The sequence below is a fragment of the Nocardia exalbida NBRC 100660 genome (assembly GCF_000308575.1).
In the GTDB taxonomy this organism is placed as follows: Bacteria; Actinomycetota; Actinomycetes; order Mycobacteriales; family Mycobacteriaceae; genus Nocardia; species Nocardia exalbida.
Genome location: NZ_BAFZ01000041.1, coordinates 1 through 23379, shown reverse-complemented (window position 1 = coordinate 23379; position 23379 = coordinate 1). Strand labels below are relative to the sequence as shown.

The 23379-nt window shown below is 68.6% G+C and carries 21 protein-coding genes and 1 tRNA gene; 6 read left to right on the top strand and 16 right to left on the bottom strand.

Annotation, left to right across the window (positions count from 1 at the left end; translation table 11 throughout):
- Positions 1–445: 445 nt before the first annotated feature.
- The 4 genes from ON29_RS08665 to ON29_RS08650 form a co-directional block, all read right to left on the bottom strand.
- Positions 446–730: a helix-turn-helix transcriptional regulator gene (locus tag ON29_RS08665; protein WP_040865664.1), complete on the bottom strand. Its 285-nt coding sequence runs from the start codon at positions 728–730 to the stop codon at positions 446–448.
- A gap of 227 nt (positions 731–957) precedes the next feature.
- Positions 958–1284, bottom strand: coding sequence for a hypothetical protein (locus ON29_RS08660; RefSeq protein ID WP_040865663.1), 327 nt, complete (start codon positions 1282–1284; stop codon positions 958–960).
- 2 nt (positions 1285–1286) lie between these two features.
- Positions 1287–1871, bottom strand: a complete 585-nt coding sequence (locus tag ON29_RS08655) for a toll/interleukin-1 receptor domain-containing protein (protein WP_157172701.1) — start codon at positions 1869–1871, stop codon at positions 1287–1289.
- Between the two features lie 618 nt (positions 1872–2489).
- Positions 2490–3740 carry a helix-turn-helix domain-containing protein gene (locus ON29_RS08650; RefSeq protein ID WP_040865661.1) on the bottom strand — a complete coding sequence of 417 codons (1251 nt, stop codon included), beginning with the start codon at positions 3738–3740 and terminating at the stop codon, positions 2490–2492.
- A 323-nt stretch (positions 3741–4063) separates the two neighbouring features.
- On the opposite strand from ON29_RS08650, the gene ON29_RS33705 reads away from it, so the two are divergent.
- Positions 4064–4462, top strand: coding sequence for a hypothetical protein (locus tag ON29_RS33705; protein ID WP_157172700.1), 399 nt, complete (start codon positions 4064–4066; stop codon positions 4460–4462).
- A 114-nt stretch (positions 4463–4576) separates the two neighbouring features.
- Here ON29_RS33705 and ON29_RS08640 read toward each other — a convergent pair whose 3' ends face one another.
- From ON29_RS08640 to ON29_RS08630, 3 genes are all read right to left on the bottom strand, one after another.
- Positions 4577–6040, bottom strand: coding sequence for an MDR family MFS transporter (locus tag ON29_RS08640; protein WP_040865660.1), 1464 nt, complete (start codon positions 6038–6040; stop codon positions 4577–4579).
- 290 nt (positions 6041–6330) lie between these two features.
- The gene (locus ON29_RS08635) at positions 6331–6624 is read right to left on the bottom strand and encodes a HEAT repeat domain-containing protein (RefSeq protein WP_040865659.1); all 294 of its coding nucleotides are present in this window, start codon (positions 6622–6624) and stop codon (positions 6331–6333) included.
- 131 nt (positions 6625–6755) lie between these two features.
- Entirely contained in the window at positions 6756–7121 is a 366-nt protein-coding gene (locus tag ON29_RS08630) for a restriction endonuclease (RefSeq protein ID WP_051175000.1), read from the bottom strand.
- Between the two features lie 821 nt (positions 7122–7942).
- On the opposite strand from ON29_RS08630, the gene ON29_RS08625 reads away from it, so the two are divergent.
- Positions 7943–8206 (top strand): site-specific integrase, encoded by a 264-nt coding sequence (locus ON29_RS08625; protein ID WP_051174999.1) that lies wholly within the window; start codon positions 7943–7945, stop codon positions 8204–8206.
- A 79-nt stretch (positions 8207–8285) separates the two neighbouring features.
- Here ON29_RS08625 and ON29_RS08620 read toward each other — a convergent pair.
- Positions 8286–8358, bottom strand: a tRNA-Asn gene (locus tag ON29_RS08620).
- 203 nt (positions 8359–8561) lie between these two features.
- On the opposite strand from ON29_RS08620, the gene ON29_RS08615 reads away from it, so the two are divergent.
- A complete protein-coding gene (locus tag ON29_RS08615) occupies positions 8562–8807 on the top strand; it encodes a hypothetical protein (RefSeq protein WP_040865658.1) in 246 nt (81 codons plus the stop codon).
- A gap of 69 nt (positions 8808–8876) precedes the next feature.
- On the opposite strand, the gene dnaG is transcribed toward ON29_RS08615, so the two are convergent.
- The 3 genes from dnaG to ON29_RS08600 all read right to left on the bottom strand — a co-directional run bounded on the left by dnaG (position 8877) and on the right by ON29_RS08600 (position 12870).
- A complete protein-coding gene (gene dnaG / locus ON29_RS08610) occupies positions 8877–10793 on the bottom strand; it encodes a DNA primase (RefSeq protein WP_040865657.1) in 1917 nt (638 codons plus the stop codon).
- Positions 10794–10969: 176 nt separating this feature from the next.
- Positions 10970–11719 carry a Mut7-C RNAse domain-containing protein gene (locus tag ON29_RS08605; protein WP_040865656.1) on the bottom strand — a complete coding sequence of 250 codons (750 nt, stop codon included), beginning with the start codon at positions 11717–11719 and terminating at the stop codon, positions 10970–10972.
- Positions 11716–12870, bottom strand: a complete 1155-nt coding sequence (locus ON29_RS08600; RefSeq protein ID WP_040865655.1) for an FIST signal transduction protein — start codon at positions 12868–12870, stop codon at positions 11716–11718. Before ON29_RS08600 ends, ON29_RS08605 begins: the two co-directional genes overlap by 4 nt.
- A 1622-nt stretch (positions 12871–14492) precedes the next feature.
- Here ON29_RS08600 and ON29_RS08590 point away from each other — a divergent pair.
- On the top strand, positions 14493–16262 hold the full coding sequence (locus ON29_RS08590) for a hypothetical protein (protein ID WP_040865653.1): 1770 nt from the start codon (positions 14493–14495) through the stop codon (positions 16260–16262).
- A gap of 11 nt (positions 16263–16273) precedes the next feature.
- Here the strand turns inward: ON29_RS08590 and ON29_RS08585 are convergent, their stop codons facing one another.
- The 3 genes from ON29_RS08585 to ON29_RS08575 form a co-directional block, all read right to left on the bottom strand.
- A complete protein-coding gene (locus tag ON29_RS08585) occupies positions 16274–17533 on the bottom strand; it encodes a deoxyguanosinetriphosphate triphosphohydrolase (RefSeq protein WP_040865652.1) in 1260 nt (419 codons plus the stop codon).
- A gap of 4 nt (positions 17534–17537) precedes the next feature.
- Positions 17538–18218, bottom strand: a complete 681-nt coding sequence (locus tag ON29_RS08580) for a YdcF family protein (protein ID WP_040865801.1) — start codon at positions 18216–18218, stop codon at positions 17538–17540.
- Between the two features lie 70 nt (positions 18219–18288).
- On the bottom strand, positions 18289–18966 hold the full coding sequence (locus ON29_RS08575) for an MBL fold metallo-hydrolase (RefSeq protein ID WP_040865651.1): 678 nt from the start codon (positions 18964–18966) through the stop codon (positions 18289–18291).
- A 30-nt stretch (positions 18967–18996) separates the two neighbouring features.
- Here ON29_RS08575 and ON29_RS08570 point away from each other — a divergent pair, with 30 nt between their 5' ends.
- Complete coding sequence (locus tag ON29_RS08570) at positions 18997–20970, top strand: TPM domain-containing protein (RefSeq protein WP_040865650.1); 1974 nt, start codon at positions 18997–18999, stop codon at positions 20968–20970.
- Positions 20971–20988: 18 nt separating this feature from the next.
- On the opposite strand, the gene ON29_RS08565 is transcribed toward ON29_RS08570, so the two are convergent.
- On the bottom strand, positions 20989–22221 hold the full coding sequence (locus ON29_RS08565) for a phthiocerol/phthiodiolone dimycocerosyl transferase family protein (protein WP_040865649.1): 1233 nt from the start codon (positions 22219–22221) through the stop codon (positions 20989–20991).
- A 100-nt stretch (positions 22222–22321) separates the two neighbouring features.
- Here ON29_RS08565 and ON29_RS08560 point away from each other — a divergent pair, with 100 nt between their 5' ends.
- Complete coding sequence (locus ON29_RS08560; RefSeq protein WP_040865648.1) at positions 22322–22948, top strand: TenA family protein; 627 nt, start codon at positions 22322–22324, stop codon at positions 22946–22948.
- 132 nt (positions 22949–23080) lie between these two features.
- On the opposite strand, the gene ON29_RS08555 is transcribed toward ON29_RS08560, so the two are convergent.
- Positions 23081–23379 (bottom strand): His/Gly/Thr/Pro-type tRNA ligase C-terminal domain-containing protein (locus tag ON29_RS08555; RefSeq protein ID WP_040865647.1); only part of this gene is annotated, 299 nt, incomplete at its 5' end.

Genomic DNA, 23379 nt, shown 5'->3' with positions numbered 1-23379 from the left:
TCCGCGACGATTACGTAGCCCTTCAGAATTCGATGCCGTAATGGAGCATTTCTGTAGGCGCTTACGAGCACAATATATACCTCATCACCCCGGCGGCGATGCGAACGTTCACGTCCCGTCGCCGATCATACTTCCGATAATGTTACCGCTGAGCTACTCCGAGGGAGGCGCCTGCGAGGAGTCATATATCGCCGACTTCGACGCGTATCGAGCAATATCTTGCCGAGTCCCTGCATTTCCCGGCAAAATCCCGACCGGCGTCAGCAGCGTCATACCCGAACACCCACGCCCGGATCCCGAGCGGGCGCGAACGGTCCCGCCGTCCCGGCAGCCTCGGTCGACGCGGTCCGCGACTCACAGCTCCGGACCCGTCGAGCCGCCCGGACCTTCGGCGCCGCAACGTCGTCCGGACCGTCCGACCGGGACAGCCCGGGACACCCGATGGTCAGAGGTCCTCGATATCGATCAGCCCATCCTGCAATGCGCGGGCAACGAGTGCGGCCTTGGTCGGCGCCGGTCGGCCGACCGAGGCGTACTTGTCCCTGATCCGAGCCAGATGGGTATTGACCGTCCCCAGCGAGATGTACAGGCGCCGACTGACTTCCAGTTTGGAGTCCGACGCGATCCACGCCAGCAGCACCTCGATCTCCCGACTGCTCAGCGCCGGACGCTCCCGCGCCCCCAGCGCGGCGGGCAGCGGGTCGTTCCTGTGGTCGAACGCGACACTCATGAATTCTTCCTTTACAACACTTCGATATTGTTTTCGAGCTACTCGAAGGCGCGCTGCCGATTCCAGGGGAACTCGGCGCGCCACAGTTCTTCACCCCTGCTTCGCGGCGAGACCAGCCGAAACGTGTCTCGCGAGATGAACCGGTGGACGACAGAGAAGGACTCGTGGCAACGACGAATCCGGTGGCCGGAGGACGACAGCGACCCGACCGGCCGGGTCGCGGATGCCTACCGCCGTCCGAACAGGTCGCGCAGACAGACCCGCAGCAAGGCCACGGTCCCGACGAACAGCGTGAAAAAGATCAACGCACGCGATAGATCACCGGAGTTCCCGGCGTTTCCCGTGTAGGCGGACTGGCCGTAGAAGAAGTACGCGATGTCGAGGAGCAACATCCCCGCCAGCACATACCAGGTCCAGAGGCGCCGCCGCGGGCCGTGGTTGATGCTTATCCGCTGTCGGCCACCATTGTTGGCGAAGATGCTGCCGCCGTTGTTGGCCATGTTGACCTGATTGTTCGCATTGGGATTGTTGTTCGATCCCGGCGAAGGATGCATTTTCATCTCCTGCCGGGGCCGTCCAGCCTGATGCGCTGGGTCCCGTTCTGATTGGCGTTCACGATGCCGCCATCGCTTGCCACGTTGACCTGGTTGTTCTGCGTACCCGGCGCGGCCGCCCGCTGCCGATCGTCAGGCCGGCTTTCGACCTGCGGGGCGAGTCGCCCGAGTAGGCTGCGGACGTCTTCTTCGAGCGTCCGGTAGCGAATACGCCAGTATTGCGAACCGGAGAGGGCGCGAATGTCATTCGGAAGCTGCTCCGGGCTCGGCAGCGGCGTGTCGTCCAGCACCACGGGAACCACACGTATCCCGCGTTCGAACGCGGTGCGCAACTCCAGCCGCACCCAGTCGCGAGGGTTGTCGATCCGACGACGTCCGCGTGCGTCGCGCGCCTCGAGCCAATGCGGGCCGATCACCGACACCATCGTGTCGCATTCCTGGAGCGCCCGGCGTATCCGGCGTGCGTACAACACGCCCAAGGCCAGGGAATCCTCGTCCCGGAAGACGCGCGCCCTGCCGAGATGGTGGGCCATCTGCTTCGATATCTCGTTGACGGCGTAGACGCTGTCGACGATGCGGTAGTTCAAGAATATCTCCGTCAACTGGGGCACTCCTCGAGGACGGTTATCAGCGCAGCACGGCGCGATGGTGAAGATTTATGATGCGGAATAGCGGAGACAGTAATTAAACCGACCAGTTCGTTGCACCCCTCGCGTGACATCCTTCCGGATGTCTCGCGGTCACAAATCTCGCCCTCGACCGAAACACCACGGTTTTCGAATATAAGTCTGCACTCGAACCCAGATCCGGGCGACCGGAACAGCAAACGTTCGGTCATATACCCGACCGGATGCAGCAAACGACCCCGTCACGAAAGATTCTGGTTGGTTTATTTCCCTATTATGGTCGACTTCCCGCCGCCGGTGCTCGGCAGTCGACCTCACGCTGAGCCACGTGTCGATGTTTCAGTGTAGGTCGGTGTATTCCTTCCCTCGTCGCCGCGACGCATCGAAGCGGCGTTGTCCCTTGGTCGCCCCCGACGTATCCGGTCCGAAGACAGTGCCGCCCAGCGCGATATCGCCTGCGCCGGTGGCCCAGGATTTCCAGGCCGCGAACTACGGCTCGCTCTCCAGCATCCAGCGGGCAGCCGACCGGCAACAGTGGTTGTCCGTTGCCGCTGCGAACGGCAACGGACAACCGGTCGTTCAACGCCTCGACAGGGCGGACATGAGAGCCGGTTGGATGTCGTGCAGGGCGGAGTGCCCGCGGTAGCGTCCGATCGTGCGAGCGAACTCGCGCAGATCGGCGCGGATGGTCATCGAGTCGACCGCACTGATGATGTCGAGCAACGGCTCGATCAGTGCACACGCTCGGTCCAGCTCACCGAGCGCGGCGTACACCAATGCCCGGCGGGTGCCGAACCGAGCACGGTCACGGTCCGACTGCTCGAAGTTCTGCGACAACGCACGATCGAAGAGAACGGCGGCTTCCCTGAGGTTGCCGAGGTCGTAGTGGCACCAGGCCTCGATGAGCACAGGCCGTTCATGCAGCGCTGACGGCCCCAGCGCGGTATCCCCGGTGCGGTGTGCCGCGTCGTAGAGACTCGCGGCCTTGTCCAGCGCGCGCATCGAACTCGAATCGTCCAAGCCGATGGCGTACCCCTGTGCGGCTCCCAGCGCGGCCAGCCAGCGGATCCGAGGGTGGACGGCGTGGTCGGCGAGCACTCGTTCGGTGAGGCCGGTCGTCGCGGAGGAATCGCCGCGATACAGGCTCAGCACCGCACGGCGGACGAGCGCGTAGCTGGTCATGTGTTCGTCACTGACGGCAGAGGCGTGCAGGACCGCCTGATCGGTCCACCACAAGGCGCCCCGCTCGTCACCGCACTCCTGCGCCATCCATCCGCCGAACTCCGCGGTACGCGCGGCGTGCAGCAGCAGTCGCTGACGGAGCTCGCCGGTGCTCTGCCGCGCTGAGGTGACCGCGGCATGCGTCTGAGTGACGACCATCGGCAGCACGATGCTCGGGCTGCCGGCCCGGCCGAGCTGTCTCGTCTGCTCGAACATCGCGCTCAGACCGGGTAGGACGACGGCGGAGCCGGTGAGCACCGGAGGGAACGCCGTCACCGGCGGCGCGTGCGACTCCCCGAGGTGGAATGCACCGGAACCATCCACCTGCAATCGGACGAGCCACTCGGCCTCCGAATAGATGTCGTCATCGCTGTCGGGATCGCCATCCGGTTGCGCTTCCGGCGGAGCGAGCATCAGTAGATCGCCGCCGGCGGACAGGACCGTGTCGCACATGCGCGCCAGCGCCGCGGAGGGCGACTTGTGCCCGTTCTCTATTCTGCTCAGGTGGCTCGTGCTGTAGTGCACGCGTTCGGCGAACTTCCCCAGGGTCATCTTCTGCTCGACTCGGCGTCTGCGCAGCTCAGGACCGAACTCAGCACTTGCCATCATTACCTCGGATCCGTTGCCTGCCGGGGCGTCTCGTCCACGACGAGATACTCCGACGAACCTGCAACTGCCCCTTCGAGCCGGGGCCGACCGGCTACCACACCCCTTGTTGCTGCGAGTCTATCGTCCACCGCTTCCAGCGGTACGCGAATTCGTTGTCGGACAATGCCCGCACAGCCGATGCGCCGATGCCCTGATTTGTCCGTCGCGGCCGTCCCGCTCTTACTGCCGTACCCTGGCGACTCGGACCAGAAAACTGAATTGCTCTCCGCCGGACAAGAATTGGGGACGGAATGGATACGGATCATCGAGTCAAGCACCTCGAGATGTTGCAATCCATCATCGCACGGTTGAGTCAGCAGTCGTTCACGGTGCGCGGATGGTCGGTGACTCTGGTCTCGGTGATCTTCGCGCTGCTCACCGCGCAGGCTCGGCAAGGATCGGGTCTGATACTGCTGGCTTTGGCGCCCACCTGGATCTTCTGGGGTCTCGACGGGTACTACCTGAGCCTGGAACGCCGCTACCGTCAGCTGTTCGCCTCCGTCGCCCAGCAGTTGCGAGACCCGGCAACGACCGGATTGCTTCCGTTCGACATGACCCCCGTTTCCGGCCGTCCGGCTCGCGATTTCGCGCGAGCGATCGTCACCCCCAGCGTGGCCGCGATCCCCGCGGTGCTGACCGCCCTGATCATCGGCTACCGGGTAGTCACGATCATCAACGATTGAGAGGCGGCCGCGCCTACGGCTACAACCTCATCTCCTTCGAGCCACCATCCCCGGCCGCCATATGGCGAAGCCCTGGCAGTCGATGCTGCCAGGGCTTCGCCGTGCCGGATTCGCTCAGTGCTTGGCGAGTTCGGGAGTCGCGGTCTCGAATTCGTCGGCTTCCGCCGGGGCGGCGGCCCGGCCCGGCAACAGCACGGCCATGACGATCACGAGCAACGCCAGAGCCGCCGAGACGAGGAAGGCCAGGCGCATGCCGTCGAGATGAGCGGTGACCAGATCCGCGCCTTCCGCGGCGCGGGTGGTGGCGTGCGCCGACATCACCGTCACCACCAGTGCGGTACCGAACGCCGCTGCGACCTGCTGCAAGGTGCCGAGCATGGAGCTGCCGTGCGAGTACAACTGCTGCGGCAACGCGCCGAGACCGAGCGTGAACACCGGAGTGAACGCCGCCGCGAGCGACACCATCAGCAGAATGTGCAGGGCCAGCAGCTGCCAGTACGGCATGGTCATCGAGATCTGAGTGAACCCGGCCAGCGACACGGCGATGCCGATCGAGCCCGGAATCACCAGCAGGCGCCCGCCGAACCGGTCGAACAGGCGGCCGACCGTAGGTCCGAGCAGGCCCATCGCCAATCCGCCCGGCATCACCAGCAAGCCGGTGGCCAAGGGGCTCAGGCCACGCAGGTTCTGCAGGTACAACGGCAGCAGGATCATCGAACCGAGCATCGCCATGAACGCCACCGACATCAGGATCAGCGCCTTGGCGTAGGTGGCCGACAGCAGGACCCGCAGATCCAGCAGCGGCGTGCCGGTGCGCTGCAGGCGCAGCTGACGCCACACGAACCCGGCGATCAGCGCCGAGCCCGCGGCGACGATCAGCGCCGGGCCGGCGAGGTTGCCGCTCTCGAACCGGCTGAGCCCGAACACCAGCCCACCGAACCCGAGCGCCGCCAGCGCCACGCTGGAGACGTCGATCTGCCCGGCTTGCGGTTCACCGACGTTCTCCAGCTGACGCAGACCCAGCCAGGCGATGATCCCGGCGATCGGCAGCACCAGCACGAAAAGCCAACGCCACGAACCGATTTGCAGCACTGCCCCGGAGATCACCGGACCCATCGCGGGCGCGACCGAAATAGCCAAGGTGACGTTGCCCATCACCCGGCCCCGGTCCCGTTCGGGCACCACCGTCATCAGCGTGGTCATCAACAGCGGCATCATCACCGCGGTGCCGAACGCCTGAACGACTCGCCCGAGTAGCAGCACCGCGAACGACGGCGCGACCGCCGACAGCGCGGTACCGGCCAGGAAGACGCCCATCGCCGCGGCGTAAGCGTGCCGGGTCGGCACCCGCTGGAGGAACCAGCCGGTGGTCGGGATGACCGCCGCCATCGTCAGCATGAACGCCGTCGACACCCACTGCGCCGCCCGGTCGGTGATCGCGAGGTCCTCCATCAACCGCGGAATCGCGTTGATCATGATGGTCTCGTTCAGGATCACGACGAAAGTCGCGAGTACCAGCACCCGGATGACGGTCGGTGTCCGCCCTCCCGAGGCGGGAGCGGATAATTCGGCGGACATCGGATACCTCCGGGGCAATGGGTCGTTGACAAGAACATGTGGCCCTGGGCCGAGTCACCGGATCGGGTCCCGGCGCCACAGCTGTAGAGACGGCGTCGATCGCTCGAACTCATCGGGCGCGGGTCAGTATTCCGGTCGGCACCGACAGAAATCACCCGATTTTCCGGCCGACCCACCTCACACGCCTACCAGAAACCGCTGTTCAGCAGTCGCTCCCACCAGGTGCCGAAACCGAATCGTGAGCCTGGTCACTGCCCGCGAACCACTGGTTCCGGGCTCGCCGCCCGCTCCTACGCCGACCTGCGGACGAAGACCGCGATGTCGTCGAGAGCATCCTCGACCCGCCCGGCGATCTCGGGCTCGTTCGATAATCGGCGCAATGCCGGAACAACACGTTCCTCATCGATTGCCCGATGGATTCGGGCGAGATGCCCGAGAGCGGTGACCGCAGCCGCCCGCACGCCGAAGTCATGACTATCCACCAACCGCAGCGCACGGTCGGTCACCCGCGCCGCATCTGGATCATGCAGTGCCACAGACAGAATCGCCTCGCAAACAGCGGTGCCGTCGCCCGAATCGAGCATCGCCGTCGCCTCGCCCCTGGCGATCCAGCCTCCGTTAGATGGTCAACCCATTCCCCTCCACGTTGTCCTCGACCGGCCGGACCGATGAGGACCCCTTGCCCACGGCCGGTTTCCTCGTTCACAACCCGACCTCATTCCCAGGGAGCAGGACCGGTCCCGGAGTTCCATGCGGCCAGCGCACGGTTGTCCACGAGCCGGATTCCACTCCGGGCGGCTGTGGCTCGAGCGGGCGCGGTGAACGACGCCGTCGCGACCAGTGCGGCGATGTCGAATCGGTGCCAGGTCAGCAATCCACCGACCAGTTGCTGCATCTCCTTGTCACCGACCCTGCGTGTGATGTTGTACCGCTTGGCCTGCAGGATCAACCTGCGCCCGTCCGGAGTCAACGCGACCACGTCCGCGCCGTGGTCACCCGAGCCGCCGGAGACCTCCACCTGACGGCAACCGCTGTCGCGACACAGCGAAGCCAGCGCGTGCTCGAACTGCTTGTCATTCATATCGTGAAACGGCAAGACAGCACGTAGCCGCTTGTCCTCGAGCGCCCGACGCCGCCGGATACGCTGCGACAACCCCGCAAGCGCCGATTGACCAGCGATCAGGATGACCGGTCGATCACTTCAGGACGGACAGGGAATTCAATCCCGACCGGTGCAAGGTCGAGTTCTCTGCGAGCAGCGGCCAAAAAGCACTCGAAAGCCCTACGTGCGGGGTCGCGAGCGCGGTCCCAATCCTGCTGGGACACGATCTGCCGCCTAAGCGCCCCATCATGTAGCTCGCCAATAGCCTTGTCGAGCAGAGTCGCCGCCGTCACTACTTCAGGCGATCCGTGTAACCAGACAGACGCAACGGCGCTGTCCCATGAAGGGAAGACGCCATTTCGCGTGTGCTCGATGAGAGCATGGCGGCTATCGGCGTCCGTGTCCGCCCGAGCCACGGCTCGGATCGCCTCGTAGGTCGTTTGGAACTGCTCGGCAAGGCGCTGGTAGCACCCGGTCTTCTGATCGCGTCGCCATCGCGTGGATTCGGATCGCGTGTCCCAGAGACGACCGACCATAATCCCTAGCACTCCTGCCACAGCCGCCACAATCGCTGCGGTCACGAACTCCCCCTCTCCGCCCGAACATAGGTCGGCGCAGTTCCTACTATTCTACGGAGCGATCCGCAATTCGTTTCTCCACCAGACGGCATGCGCCACTAGACCAAACAAGATCCACCTTCTCGGGGGCTCTCCCTGCAATGAAGCGTCGTTGCCGGATCTAGTCCATTGTGGTAGTTCCCAAAACAGCTTCTCGAGGCCGACGCCACACCCCGCGCTGTCGTGCTCCCCAACCGCGACGGCGGCATCTGGGACCCCCACAACTTCAACCGGCTGTGGCGTCAAGCACGCGGAGAGAAGTTCGCCTGGGTCACCCCCAAGACCTTCCGCAAGACCCTCGCATCCCTCATTGCCGACCAATACGGCCCCCAAGCCGCCGCCCAGCAACTCGGCCACGCCAACGACTCCGTCACCAAACGCCACTACATCGACCAACCGACCGAAGCACCCGACTTCACCGCGGCCCTGGGACGCCTCGCAGGATGAAAACGTGTCGTTTCCGTGTCGTTCGACCCCTAAAACGGACAAAACCAGGGTCGAACTGATACGTTCGCCCTGGTCACAGCTCCCCCATCTGGACTCGAACCAGAAACCTGCCGATTAACAGTCGGCTGCTCTGCCAATTGAGCTATAGGGGATTGCCCTTGGCTCGTCCGGTTGGTATCGGGCGGGCCGAGGAGAAACTCTAGCGTATCGCTGGGCGGGAGCCCAAATCGTGTCGCTACCTGCGACTTGTCCGGGTGGGCGCGGTGCGGAGCTATCGGGTGTCCGGATCGACAGGCGCGTGGGGCGTCGGGCAGGATGGGGGCGGCGAACTGGCAACTGGGAGGAGCACATCGAGATGCTGCGGTTGATCATCGGCGTGGCGGCCGGGTACGTACTCGGCAGCAAGGCCGGGCGGGCTCGCTACGAACAGATCAGCGCCGCGACCCGCGCGCTGACCGAGAGCCCGGTGACTCGCAAGCTCGTGCTCGTCGGCAGGCAGAAATTGTCGGACAAGCTCAGCACCCGACCCCGCCTGGAGCCGATGGAGCCGCTCGACGAGCGGACCACCGTGCTGGTGCCGCACGACCAACTCCGCCGCTGACCTGCCGCACACCAGACCTTCCCGCTGTGCCGGAAAATCCGCGCCTACCCGCACAGACGCGGCCGGACGCTAGGTGGTGGCGAAGTCCCCGTGGCTGCCCATCGCCTGGGTGAGCAGGCTCTTGCGGTACTGCTCCAGGGCGACGAGGTCGCCGAAGAGGGCGAAGTAGGCGTCCGGCTGTTCGGTCGAGGAGACCCGCTGGAGCTTGGACTTCAGCTCGGCGATCTGTCTGCCGACCCAGGCCTCCTGGGTGCGCGCCAGGACACCGGCGACGAAGCGCGGGATGTCGGCTTCCGTTTTCACCGGTAGTGGCTCGTTGGCCAGCTCCGAGAGCAGGGCGCGAACCGTCAGGTCGTCGGTGCGGTCGGCGACGGCATTGACCCACTCGGCGCCGCCCAGCCCGATCGCCGTCCCGCCCACCTCGGCGATCAGGGCGCGCAGGACGGCGTAGGCGGGATGCGTGAAGGCTTCCGCCTCGAGCGCGTCGAAACCGGCTCCGGCCATCGCCGGATACTGCAACGCGGCGGCCAGCACTTGGCGTTGCGGCAGGAGCGTGGGATCGTTCGGATCCGGCCGTGCCGCAGGACGTTCGGCGACCACTTCGCGCGGCGCGGGCGCGCGCCCCACACCGGTGGTGCCGCCGCCGTTGCGGTGCCGCTTGGCTTCCTCGCCGACGCGGCGCACCACAGTCTGGATGTCGTCCCAGCCGACCCAGCCCGCGAGTTTGGTGGCATAGGCCTTGCGCAGGGCGTTGTCCTTGATCTGCGCGACCACCGGCACCGCGCGGCGCAGCGCCTCCACCTGGCCCTCGGCGGTGTCCAAGTTGTGGTCGGCGAGCAGGCCGCGAATCACGAACTCGTACAGCGGGGTCCGGCGGGCGACCAGGTCGCGCACGGCGGCGTCGCCGGAGTGCTGCCGCAGTTCGCACGGGTCCTGTCCGTCCGGGGCGATCGCGATGTAGGTCTGACCGGCCAGCTTCTGATCGCCTCCGAAGGCCTTCAGGGCCGCCGCTTGGCCCGCGGCGTCACCGTCGAAGGTGTAGATGATCTCGCCGCGCCAGAAATTGTCGTCCATCATCAGGCGGCGCAGCAGGGCGAGATGCTCGTCGCCGAAGGCCGTGCCGCACGAGGCGACGGCGGTCTTGACCCCGGCCAGGTGCATCGCCATGACGTCGGTGTAGCCCTCGACCACGACCGCCTGGTGGCCCTTGGCGATCTCGCGCTTGGCCAGGTCCAGGCCGAACAGCACCTGGGATTTCTTGTACAGCACCGTTTCCGGCGTGTTGATGTACTTGCCGGGCATGGTGTCGTCGTCGAAGAGCTTGCGGGCGCCGAACCCGATGACATCGCCGGACAGGTTCCGGATCGGCCACAGCAGCCGCCGGTGGAAGCGGTCGATCGGGCCGCGCTGACCCTGCCGGGACAGTCCGGCCGCCTCCAGCTCCTTGAAGTCGAAGCCCTTGCGAAGCAGGTGCTTGGTGAGGGTGTCCCATCCGGCGGGCGCGTAGCCGCAGCCGAAAGTGTGCGCGGCCGCGGCGTCGAAATTGCGCTCGGTGAGATAGTTGCGCGCGGCTTCGGCTCCCGGCTCGCGCAGCTGGGCGACGTAGAACTCGTGCGCGGCCGCGTTCGCCGCGACCAGCCGGGACCGGGTGCCCCGGTCGCGCTGCACCGAGGTACCGCCGCCCTCGTAGTTGATCTGGTAACCGATCCGGTCGGCCAATTGCTCGACGGACTCGACGAACCCGACATGCTCGATCTTCTGCATGAAGGCGAACACGTCGCCGCCCTCGCCGCAGCCGAAGCAGTGGAACAGTCCGTGATTGGGCCGCACGTGGAACGACGGCGACTTCTCGTCGTGGAACGGGCACAGGCCCTTCATGGAGTCCGCACCGGCGCGCTTGAGCGCGACGTACTCCCCCACCACGTCTTCGATCCGGACGCGTTCGCGTATTGCCGCGATATCGCGATCTGGAAGTCGTCCGGCCACGGCAGAGAGTCTAGGCGAACGCGAGGCCGACGCGCCCGGGCGGCTCCGCACAGCGAGTTCCGGCCGCACCTGCCGACGAGCGGATGATCGGGCGGGCCACGGCGGCTCGGGCCGAGGCGGTGTCCGGCCTTCGACGGGCTGCTCGCGTGGTCGAACCGGAATCGCTCGCGCGAGTGTCAGGATCGGTCGAGCTGCGCGCGGATCGCCCCGATTGTCTCGGCCAGTCGTGCCTGGTGGGAGCCCTGCCAGTAGATCCGGCCGCAGTCGCGGCACCGCCGGAAGGTGTCGTAGTAACGACGGGTGAGCGGTGGCAGCCGATCCTCGACCTCGGCTTTGGCGACCTCGTCGACGACGCCGCCGCAGCGCAGGCAGCGGGTGAACGGATCCAGGCGCGCGACGAGGTCGAACCGCCGGATCACCTCGACGACCTGGTCGAGCGGCCGATCCGACCGGATGTAGACGCCGTGTGTGACGTTGCGGCGCTTCAACAGGCCGCGGTCGCGGGTGAGCAGGATCCGGTGCTCGGCCGCCGACAGCTCGGCTAGTTCGGCGTCCGCGGCCTCCCACCGGCAGTGCACGTCCAGACCCATCAGCCGCATCAGCTTGGCGAGACCGCCGAGATTCACGTCCGCGAGGAACCGCGGCTCACGCAACGGGTGCGGGCGAACCCTGGTCACGCGGCCGATGTCGAGCGTCTCGAAGACGGGATACGCGGTGATCCGCCCGCCGGAACGTGTGTGATGGCCGAAGTGCACCGGTTGTCCGTCGGCCAGGACCAGGTCGACCTCGGTGTGCGGGACGCCCGCGGCCTCGATGACGTCCTTGACGGTCTGGTGCGGGCGGTAGGGCCGCCGCAGCACGGTGTATCGCTCGCCGGGCCGCAGGAAGTCGTTCAGCTCGGCGTAGACCCGCAGGTCGACGCTCATTCGACGAACAGCGCCATCGACGCCGTGAATCCGTGCAGCGCGTTGCGGCCCGCGATGGGCCCGATCTCGCCGGCGGCGAAGAATCCCGCGAGCGGGATGCCGTCGAGCAGGTCCTCGATCGTCGTGGCGTCGTGATCCGCGACCCCGAACATCCGCCTGCCGCGTCCGTTGCAGGTGAACAGGAGCGCACCGGCCGGACGGCCCGGAAGATCGGTGCGCGCCCGCGCCAAGGCCGCACGCAGGTCCTGGTCGGCGCCGATCGCGTCGCGGACCTGGAATTGGACGGTCGTGCCGACCTCCACGACGTCGCCCACCTCGATCGCCCCGCTGGACGGATCGGCGCCCAGCAGGCCGCGGATCAGGAAGTCGCCCTGCCCGGGCTCGGCGAGATGCTCGTCGACGACGAATCCGATCTGCAGGCCGCGCGCGAGCTGTTCCTGCTGAGCGAGCGGCAGCACGGCCACGATCTCGCGCAACCGCTCGATCGGGGGCAGGCCGCCGAGCCCGGTGATCACCGTGCCGTCCGCGCCGGTGACGGTGTAGGGATAGCCGATCGGCCTGCAGCCCTGGGACACGATCGGCACGCTGTGCAGGCCGGGGAGGCGCACGCCGACCGCGCCCGAGGTCACCACGGTGTGGTCGCGGAACAGACGGCTGCCTTCCGGGCCCCGTCCGCCGCTGACCAACCCGCCCATCACGACGGTGCCGGGCAGATCCGTGTTCACGTACTCCAGCAGGAGATCGGCCGGGAACGAGTAGGGGTCGGGCAGCAGCAGGTGGAAGTCGCGGGCGGCCTTGTCGAAGCGGTAACCGGCGAGCAACCCGCCGCTCGCCGTGCGGAGGAAGTCCAGCTGGAAAGTCTCGGCGGCGGGCAGTCCGGAGGCCAGCCACACCACCACCGCGGGCTCGTCCTCGATCTCGCGGCGACCCGCCACGATGGCCTGGGCCACGCATCCGATCAGCGCGGGCACCCGGACCGTCCGGTGGACGCCGTACAGCACCTCCACGGCGTCGTCGGTGTGGACGCGGGAGGCGAGCAGCACAGCGAGCGACGGCGCTTCGCCCGCGAGTTGGTCGCGGGCGCGCGCTGCGGCTTCCCGGCCCGCCAGCCGCGCTTCGGACGCGGTGGAGAGCCCTACTCCGATCCGCACCCTTCCATGGTAACCAACTGGAAGCTGTAACGAATACCATTGCCGCACAAGGTAGTTCATCGGGACGATGAACAACACCGGGCCACGGGGGCGGGGAGCCGACCGCCCGGTGCTTCGGCATCGAGAGCAGGGCGGTAAGGATGCGGGCAGGTTGCGATTCGATAGCTGTTCGGCGGCTCGCGACCCATCATCCATCTTCCCAGCCCCGAGAGGTCCGGCCGGTCTGAGCGACAATGGCGCGACCACAGTTTGCTTTACGGTCACGCGAGATCAGCATGTCGGCGCACCGCGACACGACCTGATGAGGACAAGCGGGAGACATCGTGAGTCAGCCGTCGCGGATCGACACGGGCGAACTGCGGGCGATGGTATCGACGCTGGAGCGGCTCATCGCCGACGCCTCCCGGACGGTCGGCGCATTGAAGGCAGCCATCGCGTCCGCCGAGGCGCAGCTCAGCGACCAACTCGACCATGCGGGCGCGCTGTCTGTCCCGGTAGCGGAGTCCCGGGCTCCGGAGTCCACGCCCGAAGCATCGGCCGCGCCCGAGCGGCAGGCGATGCCCACCCCGTGGGCCCGAAGAGCCTCGGCGTCGACGCCGTGGTCGAGGCGGGTCGTCCGACCGTGCCCGACGCCGCCGAGTGCGCCGGTTCGGATACCCGCGCCCGGCGATGCGGCGGCAGACGTGCCCGCGCCTTCACGGCCACCGGCCGCCGCGCGCTACTCGGAATTCGACCCCGCAGCTCGTCGGACGGATGCCGTCGACGACCCGATATCCGTCCGGAGCACGGATGTCGCGCACAGCCCTCCCCCCGCCCCGCAAGCCATCACCGTCGATTCGGCGCTGATTCAGAGGCCGGGCCGCTCCGCCCCCGTCACACGAACCGACGGCGCGTCCTTCCGCCGGACGAATGCCGTTGACGACTCCACAGCGATCGAGCCGACCGGAGCCGCATCCGCCCCACGGGTCGAGAATCGCACCCCGGGCTTCCGGCAGGCGAACAGGACCGACGACCCGGCCGGGCGCCCACAGATCGATGTGACGGTGCAGAAGCCGCCATCGGTCCCGAAGATAGATTTCTCGCACCACCCCGAGCCCCTTCCCCGGCCCGCGACTACGCACCATCGCGAATCAGCCCCGCGAGCAGACAGCGCCGACGATTTCACGCCTCGTCGACACGTCGACATCGCAGACGACTCGACACCGCTAACGACCCCGGCAGACCCCGCGCCAGGCACGCCGACCGGCTCCGCGCCGATTCGACAGACCGATCTCGCTGACGCCCCCGCCTCGACCCATACCGACTCCCCGGACATCCTCGAACTCGACAGCGCACCCCAGCCCGAGACGACGCCGTCCATCGAGGTCGCCCAGGACGAACCCATTCGGCAGACCAGCGACGCGCACCCGGCCCCTCCTACGGATTCAGCTGGGACGTCCGCAGCGATCGAAGACACCGCTACCGCCCCTGACTCCACACCCACACCAGACGACGCACACACCCCCGACTCCACACCCACACCGGACAACGCACACACCCCCGACTCCACACCCGCAGCCGCGCTCGCACCACCCGCACCCGCAGCACAGACGAAAGACGCGGACCTTCTCCGCCAGATCGACATGGCCGACGACCTCGGACCCGTCCCGGCGGACGGCGGGCAGCGTTCCCCCATCGATGCCGGAGACATAGGGGGCACCGAGACGAGCGGAACTCCGCACCCTCTGTCGACCGCTCAGCAGAGCGACGTCACTATCGACTCCCCCGCCGCCCCAGAGTCCGAGATGGCAGGCGAGTCCACCCATTTGCGAAGGGACGACGCCCCCGCCCGGTCGGCCGACGCCGCGCCGCGGAGCGATCTGCCGAATGGTTCCCCAGCCCCCGCCGCACCCAGCCCGCCGATCGAGACCGCGGAGCCGCTCGCCCGCAGGCAGACGACCGGCGCACACGGCGCGGTAGGGGCGGTCGCTGCCGAGGATTCGACCTCCGCACCGGAGACCGATGCCGCGCGCCACTCCGCCCATATCCACCCGACCGGCGTGGCGGATCCCAGGGCGGCCGATCCGCGAACAGGCTCCGCGCCCCTCCAGCAGACGGACACCGGTGACGAACCCCTGTCGCGCCGACGAACCGACACCACCCCCGCCGCTCTCCCCTGGCTCGACACACTGCGCTTTTCCTGGATCGACGCCGCGCGCGGCGGCGCACTGGTCACCCCGCCGAGTGCCGAATCGGCGGACGACCCCTCGGTCCACCGCCAGGACCCCGGACCGCATCCGCCGACCGACGATGCGAGCAATCGCACCCCGGCCCAGCGAACCGGCAGTGCATCCATGGAACAAATCGGCCCCCGGTCTTCTCCGGAACCCATCGTGCGGGCCGACATCACACCTGGGCAGTCCGGCAGCACAGACAACGTCGAAGCCGACCGGAAGACCGGCCGCACGCCTCATCGAGCGACCGGCCGACGGACTGATTCGCCCGACCGCACCGACGCGGCCGAACTCAGCCGACGAACCGACGCCCCGCGACCGCCCGCACCGATCGAAGACACCGCTACAGCGCACCGGCCCGGGCCTGTCCAGCGGACGATCACCACCGACGGCTCCACCGCTGCTCGGGAAGGAACGCGGCCGCCACAGGCGCGCGAGGCCGTCCCGCCGATCGCCGGCGCTGCTGCCCAACGGACCGACGACGCCGCGGCCGCTCGGAGAAAAAAGCCGGCACACGTCGAGCGGAGCAGCACCACACCCCGCCCCGCCGTCGCGGAGCGGACCGAGACCGCGGACGGGCCCGAGGCGCTTCGGATCGTCCGGGAGATGTCGGCGCGGCACGGGGTGGAAGTCGTCGGGTTCGACGCGGCGGACGTTGACGTTCAGGTGGTCCGTGAGATCGCCTCCGCCATCGATGAGTTGCTCGCGAAATACCCGCTGCCGCTGCGGGGCGTCGAGCTGACCGACGGCGCGGAATCTCGCCCGAGGCCGGATCGCACGCCGACGGCGAACCAGTCGGCGGAGTCCGCGATCTGGATCGTCCTGGACCGGGCTGCACTGAATCCGCCGCGGGCGGCGCCGGTGGAGACGCGAAGAGTGTTTCGTAGACGTGGGCCCGCCGAGCGGCCGGTGTACAAGGCGGTCGTCCGCGAATTCGCGGGGGCATTGGACCTGGCGGGTGGTTTCCGGGCTCGGCAAGAAGCGTTGCGGACGTTGATCAACGAGTCCCTGCGCGGCGGCGGGGGTGGTGCCGGGCTGCTGGATCCCGGCCGGGCCTTGGTCGACGGCTTCACCGAGGTGGTCCTGCGGGGAGAGCGAGCGGGGGCGTCGGCCAAGGAGTTGCACGCGGCGCTGGTCAAGATGGCTCGAGCGGAGTCCACCGACGGCCTGTCGGCATGACGCCGCCCGGTCTAGACGTTCAGTTCCACCACGACCCGTTCCAGGCGGCTTTCGGTGTAGGAGGCGATCTGGTCCACGACGACGCGCACGCGAGCGGTGTCGTCGGTCGCGGCGTTCCAGAACGGCAGCAGCAGCGGATCGAGGTTGTGCGGGGCGGTGGACAGCAAACGATCGGCCACGGCGAGGATGCGTTCGCGCTGCGCGGCCTGCCGTATCCGGTGCGCCGGGTCGGACATGACGTAACGCAACGCGACGGTCTTCAGCAATGCCACCTCGGCGGCGACGATGCGCGGTACTTGCAGGTCCGCCGCGTATCGGGACACCGGTTCCGGCCCGGCCACCTCCCGCGTCGCCATGATCGCGGCGGTGGCGAAACGGCCGACGAGCTCGCTGGTCAGGCGCTTCAGCGCCACTGAGGCGGTGAATGTGCCGTCGTAGGCGGTCACCGCCGCGACCACCGGGAGTTCCGACAGACGTTGCGCGGCGGCGATCAACTCGTCGGCGGCCAGCGAATGCTGGAACTGGCCGAGCGCCGCCAGCGCGTCCTGTTCGGCCGGGTCGGCCAGCGCGCGCAGGTCGATGCGGCCCGCGATCACGCCGTCCTCGACGTCGTGCACCGAGTAGGCGACGTCGTCGGACCAGTCCATGATCTGGCATTCGAGGCTGCGGCGCCGGTCCGGCGCTCCCTTGCGGATCCATTCCAGACGCTCGGTGTCGACCTCGTAGGCGCCGAACTTGGTGCCGGGACCCGTTCGGCCCCAGGGGTATTTGATCGCCGCGTCGAGCGCGGCGCGGGTGAGGTTGAGGCCCGCGCTGGCACCGTCGAGTTCGAGCACTTTCGGTTCGAGGCGGGTGAGGATGCGCAGGTTCTGCGCGTTGCCTTCGAACCCGCCGAACGCGTCGGCGAAGGTGTCGAGGGCTTTCTCGCCGTTGTGGCCGTAGGGCGGATGGCCGATGTCGTGGGCGAGCCCGGCCAGGTCCACCAGGTCCGGATCGCAGCCGAGTCCGTCGGCGATGCTGCGGCCGATCTGGGCGACCTCCAGCGAGTGGGTGAGCCGGGTGCGCGGGGTGTCGGCCTCACGCGGACCCATGACCTGCGTTTTGTCGGCCAGCCTGCGCAACGCCGCGGAGTGCAGCACGCGGGCCCGGTCGCGCGCGAATTCGGTCCGGTGGCCCATCTCGAACTCATCGCGCGGCGGGCCGAGCCCCGCGGTCTTGGCGCGCTCGACGACGAGGCGTTCGGTGTCGTGGCCGGTGTACCGGGCGCTCAAAGTCTCACTGTCCCGCCGTGTAGGGGAAGTCCGCTGCGAAGTGGGTGAGCTGGTACCAGAGCAGGGCGCCGGTCTCCCGGGCGATGCCGTGCGCCTGGGATTCGCGGGTGTAGACGGCGGGACCGGTTCTGGTCGGCGCGGTCCACGCCGACAGACCTTCGTCCCTGGCCATGGTGCGGGTGCGCAGCGAGTGCCAGGGATCGCTGACCAGCACCGCCGAGGACATGTCCCGCGCGCGCATCGCCGTTGCCACCGCTTCGATGCTGCGCAGGGTGTCGGACCCGGTCTCGACGGCGAGGATCTTGTCGCCCGGCACCCCGCGCGCCTGCAAATAGTTCTTGCCAGAGGCGGCCTCGGTGAACAGATCGCCCTCCTGCTTGCCGCCCACGGTGATGACGCGCGGCGCGACACCGGCGCGGAACAGCTTGTACGCCTGATCCAGTCGCGCTTCGAACACCGAGGACGGGGTCCCGGAGTACTGTGCCGCGCCGAGCACCACGATCGCGTCGGCCTTCGCGTAGTCGTCGACACGCGCGACCTGCCACACGCGGAAAGCGGTCCCGCCGACCAGCACCGCGCCCATCACCACCGACCCGATGACCAGCCGCCGCGTCCAGCGCAGCAACCCGGCGCCGAAGCCGTGCGGCCGGGCAGGGTCGGGAGCCGGGAGAGCCCGGGTGCGCATCGTTGGCAAATCCACTCCCCAAGTCTGCCAGGAGCGGCGCCGACCCCGGACCGGCAACCACCGGTGCCGGTTACCAGCCCCGCGCTCGCCACTCCGGAAGGCTGGGCCGTTCGGCACCGAGGGTGGTGTCGTCGCCGTGGCCGGGGTAGACGACGGTGTCGTCGGGGTAGCGATCGAAGAGTTTGGCCGAGACATCGGTGAACAGGGAGGTGAAGTCTTCCGGGGCGGTGGTACGCCCGACGCCGCCGGGGAACAGCGAGTCCCCGGTGAACAGGTGGGTGCGTCCCGCCCCGTCGGTGAGCGCGAGGGTGATCGAGCCCGGCGTGTGTCCACGCAGGTGGATGACTTCGAAGACCAGGTCGCCGATCGTGACGGTATCGCCCTCGTCGAGCAGCCGGTCGGGGCGCACCGGCAGCGGGTCGGCGTCGAGCGGATGCGCCGCGGTGGGCGCTCCGGTGGCGGCGGTGGTCTCCCGCAGCGCCATCCAGTGGTCGCGATGCTGATGGGTGGTGACGATCAGCCGCACCTGCCCCGGCGCCTCCTGCTCGACGAGCGCCGCGATGCGCGGCGCCTCGTTGGCCGCGTCGATGAGCAGGGCTGCACCGGTGCCGGTGCATTGCACCAGGTAGCAATTGTTGTTCATGCCGCCGACGGACATCTTGACGATGCGGGCGCCGGGGACGTCGCGCTGCTGCGGATCGGAATCCGGGGACACGTGGCCGCTGTAGGAGCGATCGATGGTGATCACGAAACGATGCTAGCGAGCTAGATTCGTGCCATGTCACTGCCGCCGCGGATCGGCCTCGTTCGCTTGCTCGCGACCAGCGTCCTGTTGGCCGCGATCGCCCTGCTCGGCGTTCCGCAGAGCGCGGCGGAACCGCCGTCGCGGATGAACACCTACGTGGTGGATTCCGCCGGCGCGCTGGACCAAGGGCAGCTCGATCGGGTGCGCGGTGCGGTGGACCGGCTCTACGCCGACCAGCAGATCCGGTTGTGGGTGGTGTACGTGCGCGGCTTCGACGGGCTCGATCCGCAGAAGTGGGCCCAGCGCACAGCTTCGATCTCCGGGTTCGGCGGGCGCGATCTGCTCCTCGCGGTCGCCACCGAGGACCGCGCGTACTGGCTGGAGGGTGAACTGCCCGGCGGCGTCAGCGATTCCGAACTCGACAGCATGCTGATGGGCGAGGTCGAGCCCGCCCTGCGCGACGGGCGGTGGGCCGACGCGGGGATCGCGACGGCCGACGGGCTGGACGCGGCCATGCGCGGCGGCGGGGTGAACGTACGCGCCTTGCTCGTCATCGCTCTGCTGGTGGTTCTGGTAGCGGCGGGCCTGGTCTGGTACGCGCGAAAACGGCGCCGTGACCGAGCCGAGGCCGAGCTGGCGGCGGCGCGGCAACTGGATCCGGAGAACACGACCGCGCTGGCCGCGCTGCCGCTGGAAGCGCTGCACGCCCGCTCCCGCGAGACGCTGGTGGAGATCGACAACGCGATCCGCACCAGCGGCGAGGAACTCGAACTCGCCACGGGAGAGTTCGGCGCCACCGCCACCACGCCCTTCCGCACCGCGCTCGACAACGCGAAAGCCGCTGCGGCCGAGGCCTTCGCGATCCGGCAGCGCCTCGACGACGCGATCCCGGAGACCCCCGAAGAACAGCGCTCGCTGCTGGTCGAGCTGATCGGCACGGTAGGGCGCGCCGACCGCGAACTCGACGCGCAGGTAGCCGAATTCGACGCCATGCGCGATCTGCTGCTCGACGCCGCGGGCCGGCTGGAAGCGCTGACCCGGGACATCGTCGACGTCACCGCCCGGACGCCCGGCTCGGAAGCCGAGCTGAACCGGCTCGCCGCCACCCATCCGGCCGGTGTCCTCGCGCCGATCGCGGACAATGTGCGGATGGCGCGGGAGCGCATCGCGTTCGCGGAGCGGAACATCGACGCGGGGCGGTCGGCGCTCGCCGAGCCGGTCGGCGAGCAAGGCGGCGCGGTGGCCGCCATTCGTTCCGCCGAAGCCGCGATCGGGCAGGCCCGCGCGCTGCTCGACGCGGTCGACAACGCCTCGAGCGCCATCCAGCAGGCCCGCGACGGCCTACCGGCTGTGCTGGACGAGCTGCGCCGCGACCTCACCTCCGCCGCCGAACTCTCCGCCTACGGCGGGCCGGAACTGGCGGATGCCCGCACCGCGGCGCGGTCCGCGCTGGAAAAGGCGACGTCCACGGCGGACACCGATCCGCTGAGCGCCTTCCACGACGCGGTCACCGCCGACGCCGATCTCGACCGCGCCCTCGCCGCCGCCACCGACCGCAAACTCGCCGTCGAGGATCTGCGGCGCAGGCTCGACGGCGCACTCGGCGACGCCCGGGCCCGGATCGGCGCGGCCGCCGACTACGTGACCACTCGGCGCGGCGGCATCGATGCCGAAGCGCGCACCCGCCTCTCGGAAGCTCAGCGCAACCTCGACGAGGCGCTGCGGGTGGGCGCGAGCGATCCGGACCGGGCACTGCGGCACGCGCAGGCGGCGGCGGATCTGGCCGGGCGCGCCCTCCAAGCGGCGCAGGCCAGCGTGCGGGCATGGGAGGCGCGGCAGGCCCCCTCCGGTGGCGCGCAGGCGGGGGCGGTGCTCGGCGGCATCCTGCTCGAAGGATTGCTGCGCGGGGCGGCCGGTGGCGCGCGGCACTCCGGAGCCAGCTGGAGCCCGGGCTCGTTCGGTGGTTCGTCCGGCTCCCGGCGGATCGGTCGCGGCGGGAGATTCTGACCGAGTGGACACGCCGGATCAGCGGGCGCCGACCGCCGCCAAGGCGGTCAGCTCCGCCCGCACCGCCTCGGGCAGGCCCTCGGCGTGCGCGCCGCCGCCGAGCACGCCGACGGCCAACTCGCCTGCGAAGGTGTAGGCGAGGAAGGTGACCGCGGCGGACGCGCCCGCGGACGGGCGGGGATGCGCCGACACGTACACGATCTCGTAATCGGTGAACTCGAGGCCGGGGGGCATGCGGAACACCGGGACGACGCCGGTGTTCGTCACCGCGATGTGCCCGGCCAGCGAGTGAATCCTGGTCGCGCCGTAGTAATCCGGGAAGTGCAGCACGGACTGCTGCACGACGCCGTCGGCCAGGTCGCGCGTCAGGCGGTCCGAAATGCGCTGTGCCAGTTCGAGCGGGTTGGCCGCGGGATCCACCTCCGCCGCGAAGGAGGCCAGACCGGCCATGTTGGTGCCCGCCGACGCGGCCACCGGCGGCTCCAGCCGGGTACGCAGGTCGACGGGATACAGACAGCCCGCATGTGCCGCGCCGCCGACTGTCTCCCGCGCATGAGCGCGTAGCAGCGCGGCGGTGAGCAAGCCGTTCACCGTCACGCCTGCTCTGCGTCCGAGTTCGACGATCCGGGCGGTGGCCTCCCGGTTCAGCCGCACACGTACCGGACGGGCGAGCGTGCTCGGTGCCGGTGGCGCGCTGTCGGGCGGCAGCTCCCGCGCCTGCGGCGGAAGCGGCTCGCTCACGTCCTCGAAGCCGGATGTCGTGGTCCTGGTGATGCCGCGCGCCGCGACATGCCACTCCAATGATTGCGGAATCCCTTGTGGCGCAAACTCTATGGCTTGCCGTTCGGTGATGCCGGTATAGCAGTCCCAGAGTCGCGACAACAGCTCGACGCAGTGGCCCGCGTCGGCGACGCTGTGGTGCGCGAACAGCGTGACCCGCCATTCGTCCGCGCCCGAGCCGACGACCTCCAGATAGGCCAGTTGCGCCGCCGGATCCACCGCGGGAACGTCGATCACCGCCACGTCACCCTCGCGCACGGAGACCGGGGTCCACGCCGCCTCGTCCCCGGCGAGCAGATAGCCCTGTCCTGCGGCGTCTTCCACGATTCTGCAACCGATCACCGGATACCCGCGCCGCAAAGTCGCGAATGCCTCCCCCAGCGCCGTCACGTCGAGCGCTCCCCGCACCGACACCGACCGGCCCGTGTAGGTGCCATGCCGCACGAACCGCTGCTCCGACGGCGCCAGCATCCGAACCGGAGAATCCTCATCCCACAACACATCGCAAGGGTGCGGCACCACCGCCACGGGTGCAAACCGACCGGGCGGACGGATGCGGAAGACTGCCGGTATGAGTCTCGCGGCGCGTTTGGAGATCCTCGGCCTGTCCTCGGTGGAGGAACAGCTCAACCATCCCACCGTGGTGGGTATCGCCGAGGGCACCCTGCCCGAACCGGTCTTCCGGTCCTGGCTGGAGCAGGATTACCTCTTCCTGCTCGACTACGTGCGGGTGTTCGCCCGCCTGGCATGGCAAGCTCCGCAGGCTCATCTGGGCGACCTGGTCGACCTGGCGCACGCCACCTACCACGAGGAGCTGTCGCTGCACCGCTCGCTGGCCGCCGAGTTCGGCGCGGATCTCGACGGCGCCACCAAAGGCGCGCCGTGCGCGGCGTACACCGCGTTCCTCCTGGACTCCGCCGCGTCCTACGGTGCGGGGCTGGCCGCCCTCTATCCGTGCATGTGGGGGTACTCCACGCTGGGCGCGCGACTGGCACAGCGCCCGCCCGCCGAACCGCGCTACCGCCGCTGGGTCGACACCTACGCCGATCCCGGCTTCGCCGCCCTCACCCGCCGCTGCGCGCAGATGATCGATGAATCCGGAGTCGACCCGGCCCGCGCGGAGGAGCTGTTCCGCGAGGGGTTGCGGCACGAACTGGCGTTCTGGGACGTTCCGCCGAATCCATCCGGGCACGGATGAGTGACCTCGGTCGCGGTGCGGTGGGGACTCGCGCTGTTGATACCCACCACGATCGGCATGATCACCCGCAAGAAGAGCCGCTGAACGCCGGTGCCCCGTGGCCCATCACGACCACGGGGCACCGCGGCGGACTCAGGCTCCGATCAGGTGCTGGGCCAGGTAGCCCTCCACCTTGTCCAGCGCGATGCGCTCCTGGGTCATCGTGTCGCGCTCACGGATGGTCACCGCCTGGTCCTCGAGCGTCTCGAAGTCGACGGTGATGCAGAACGGCGTGCCGATCTCGTCCTGGCGGCGGTAGCGGCGGCCGATCGCGCCCGCGTCGTCGAACTCGACGTTCCAGTTCTTGCGCAGTTGCGCGGCCAGGTCTTTCGCCTTCGGCGTGAGGTCGGCGTTACGCGAGAGCGGCAGCACCGCCGCCTTCACCGGCGCGA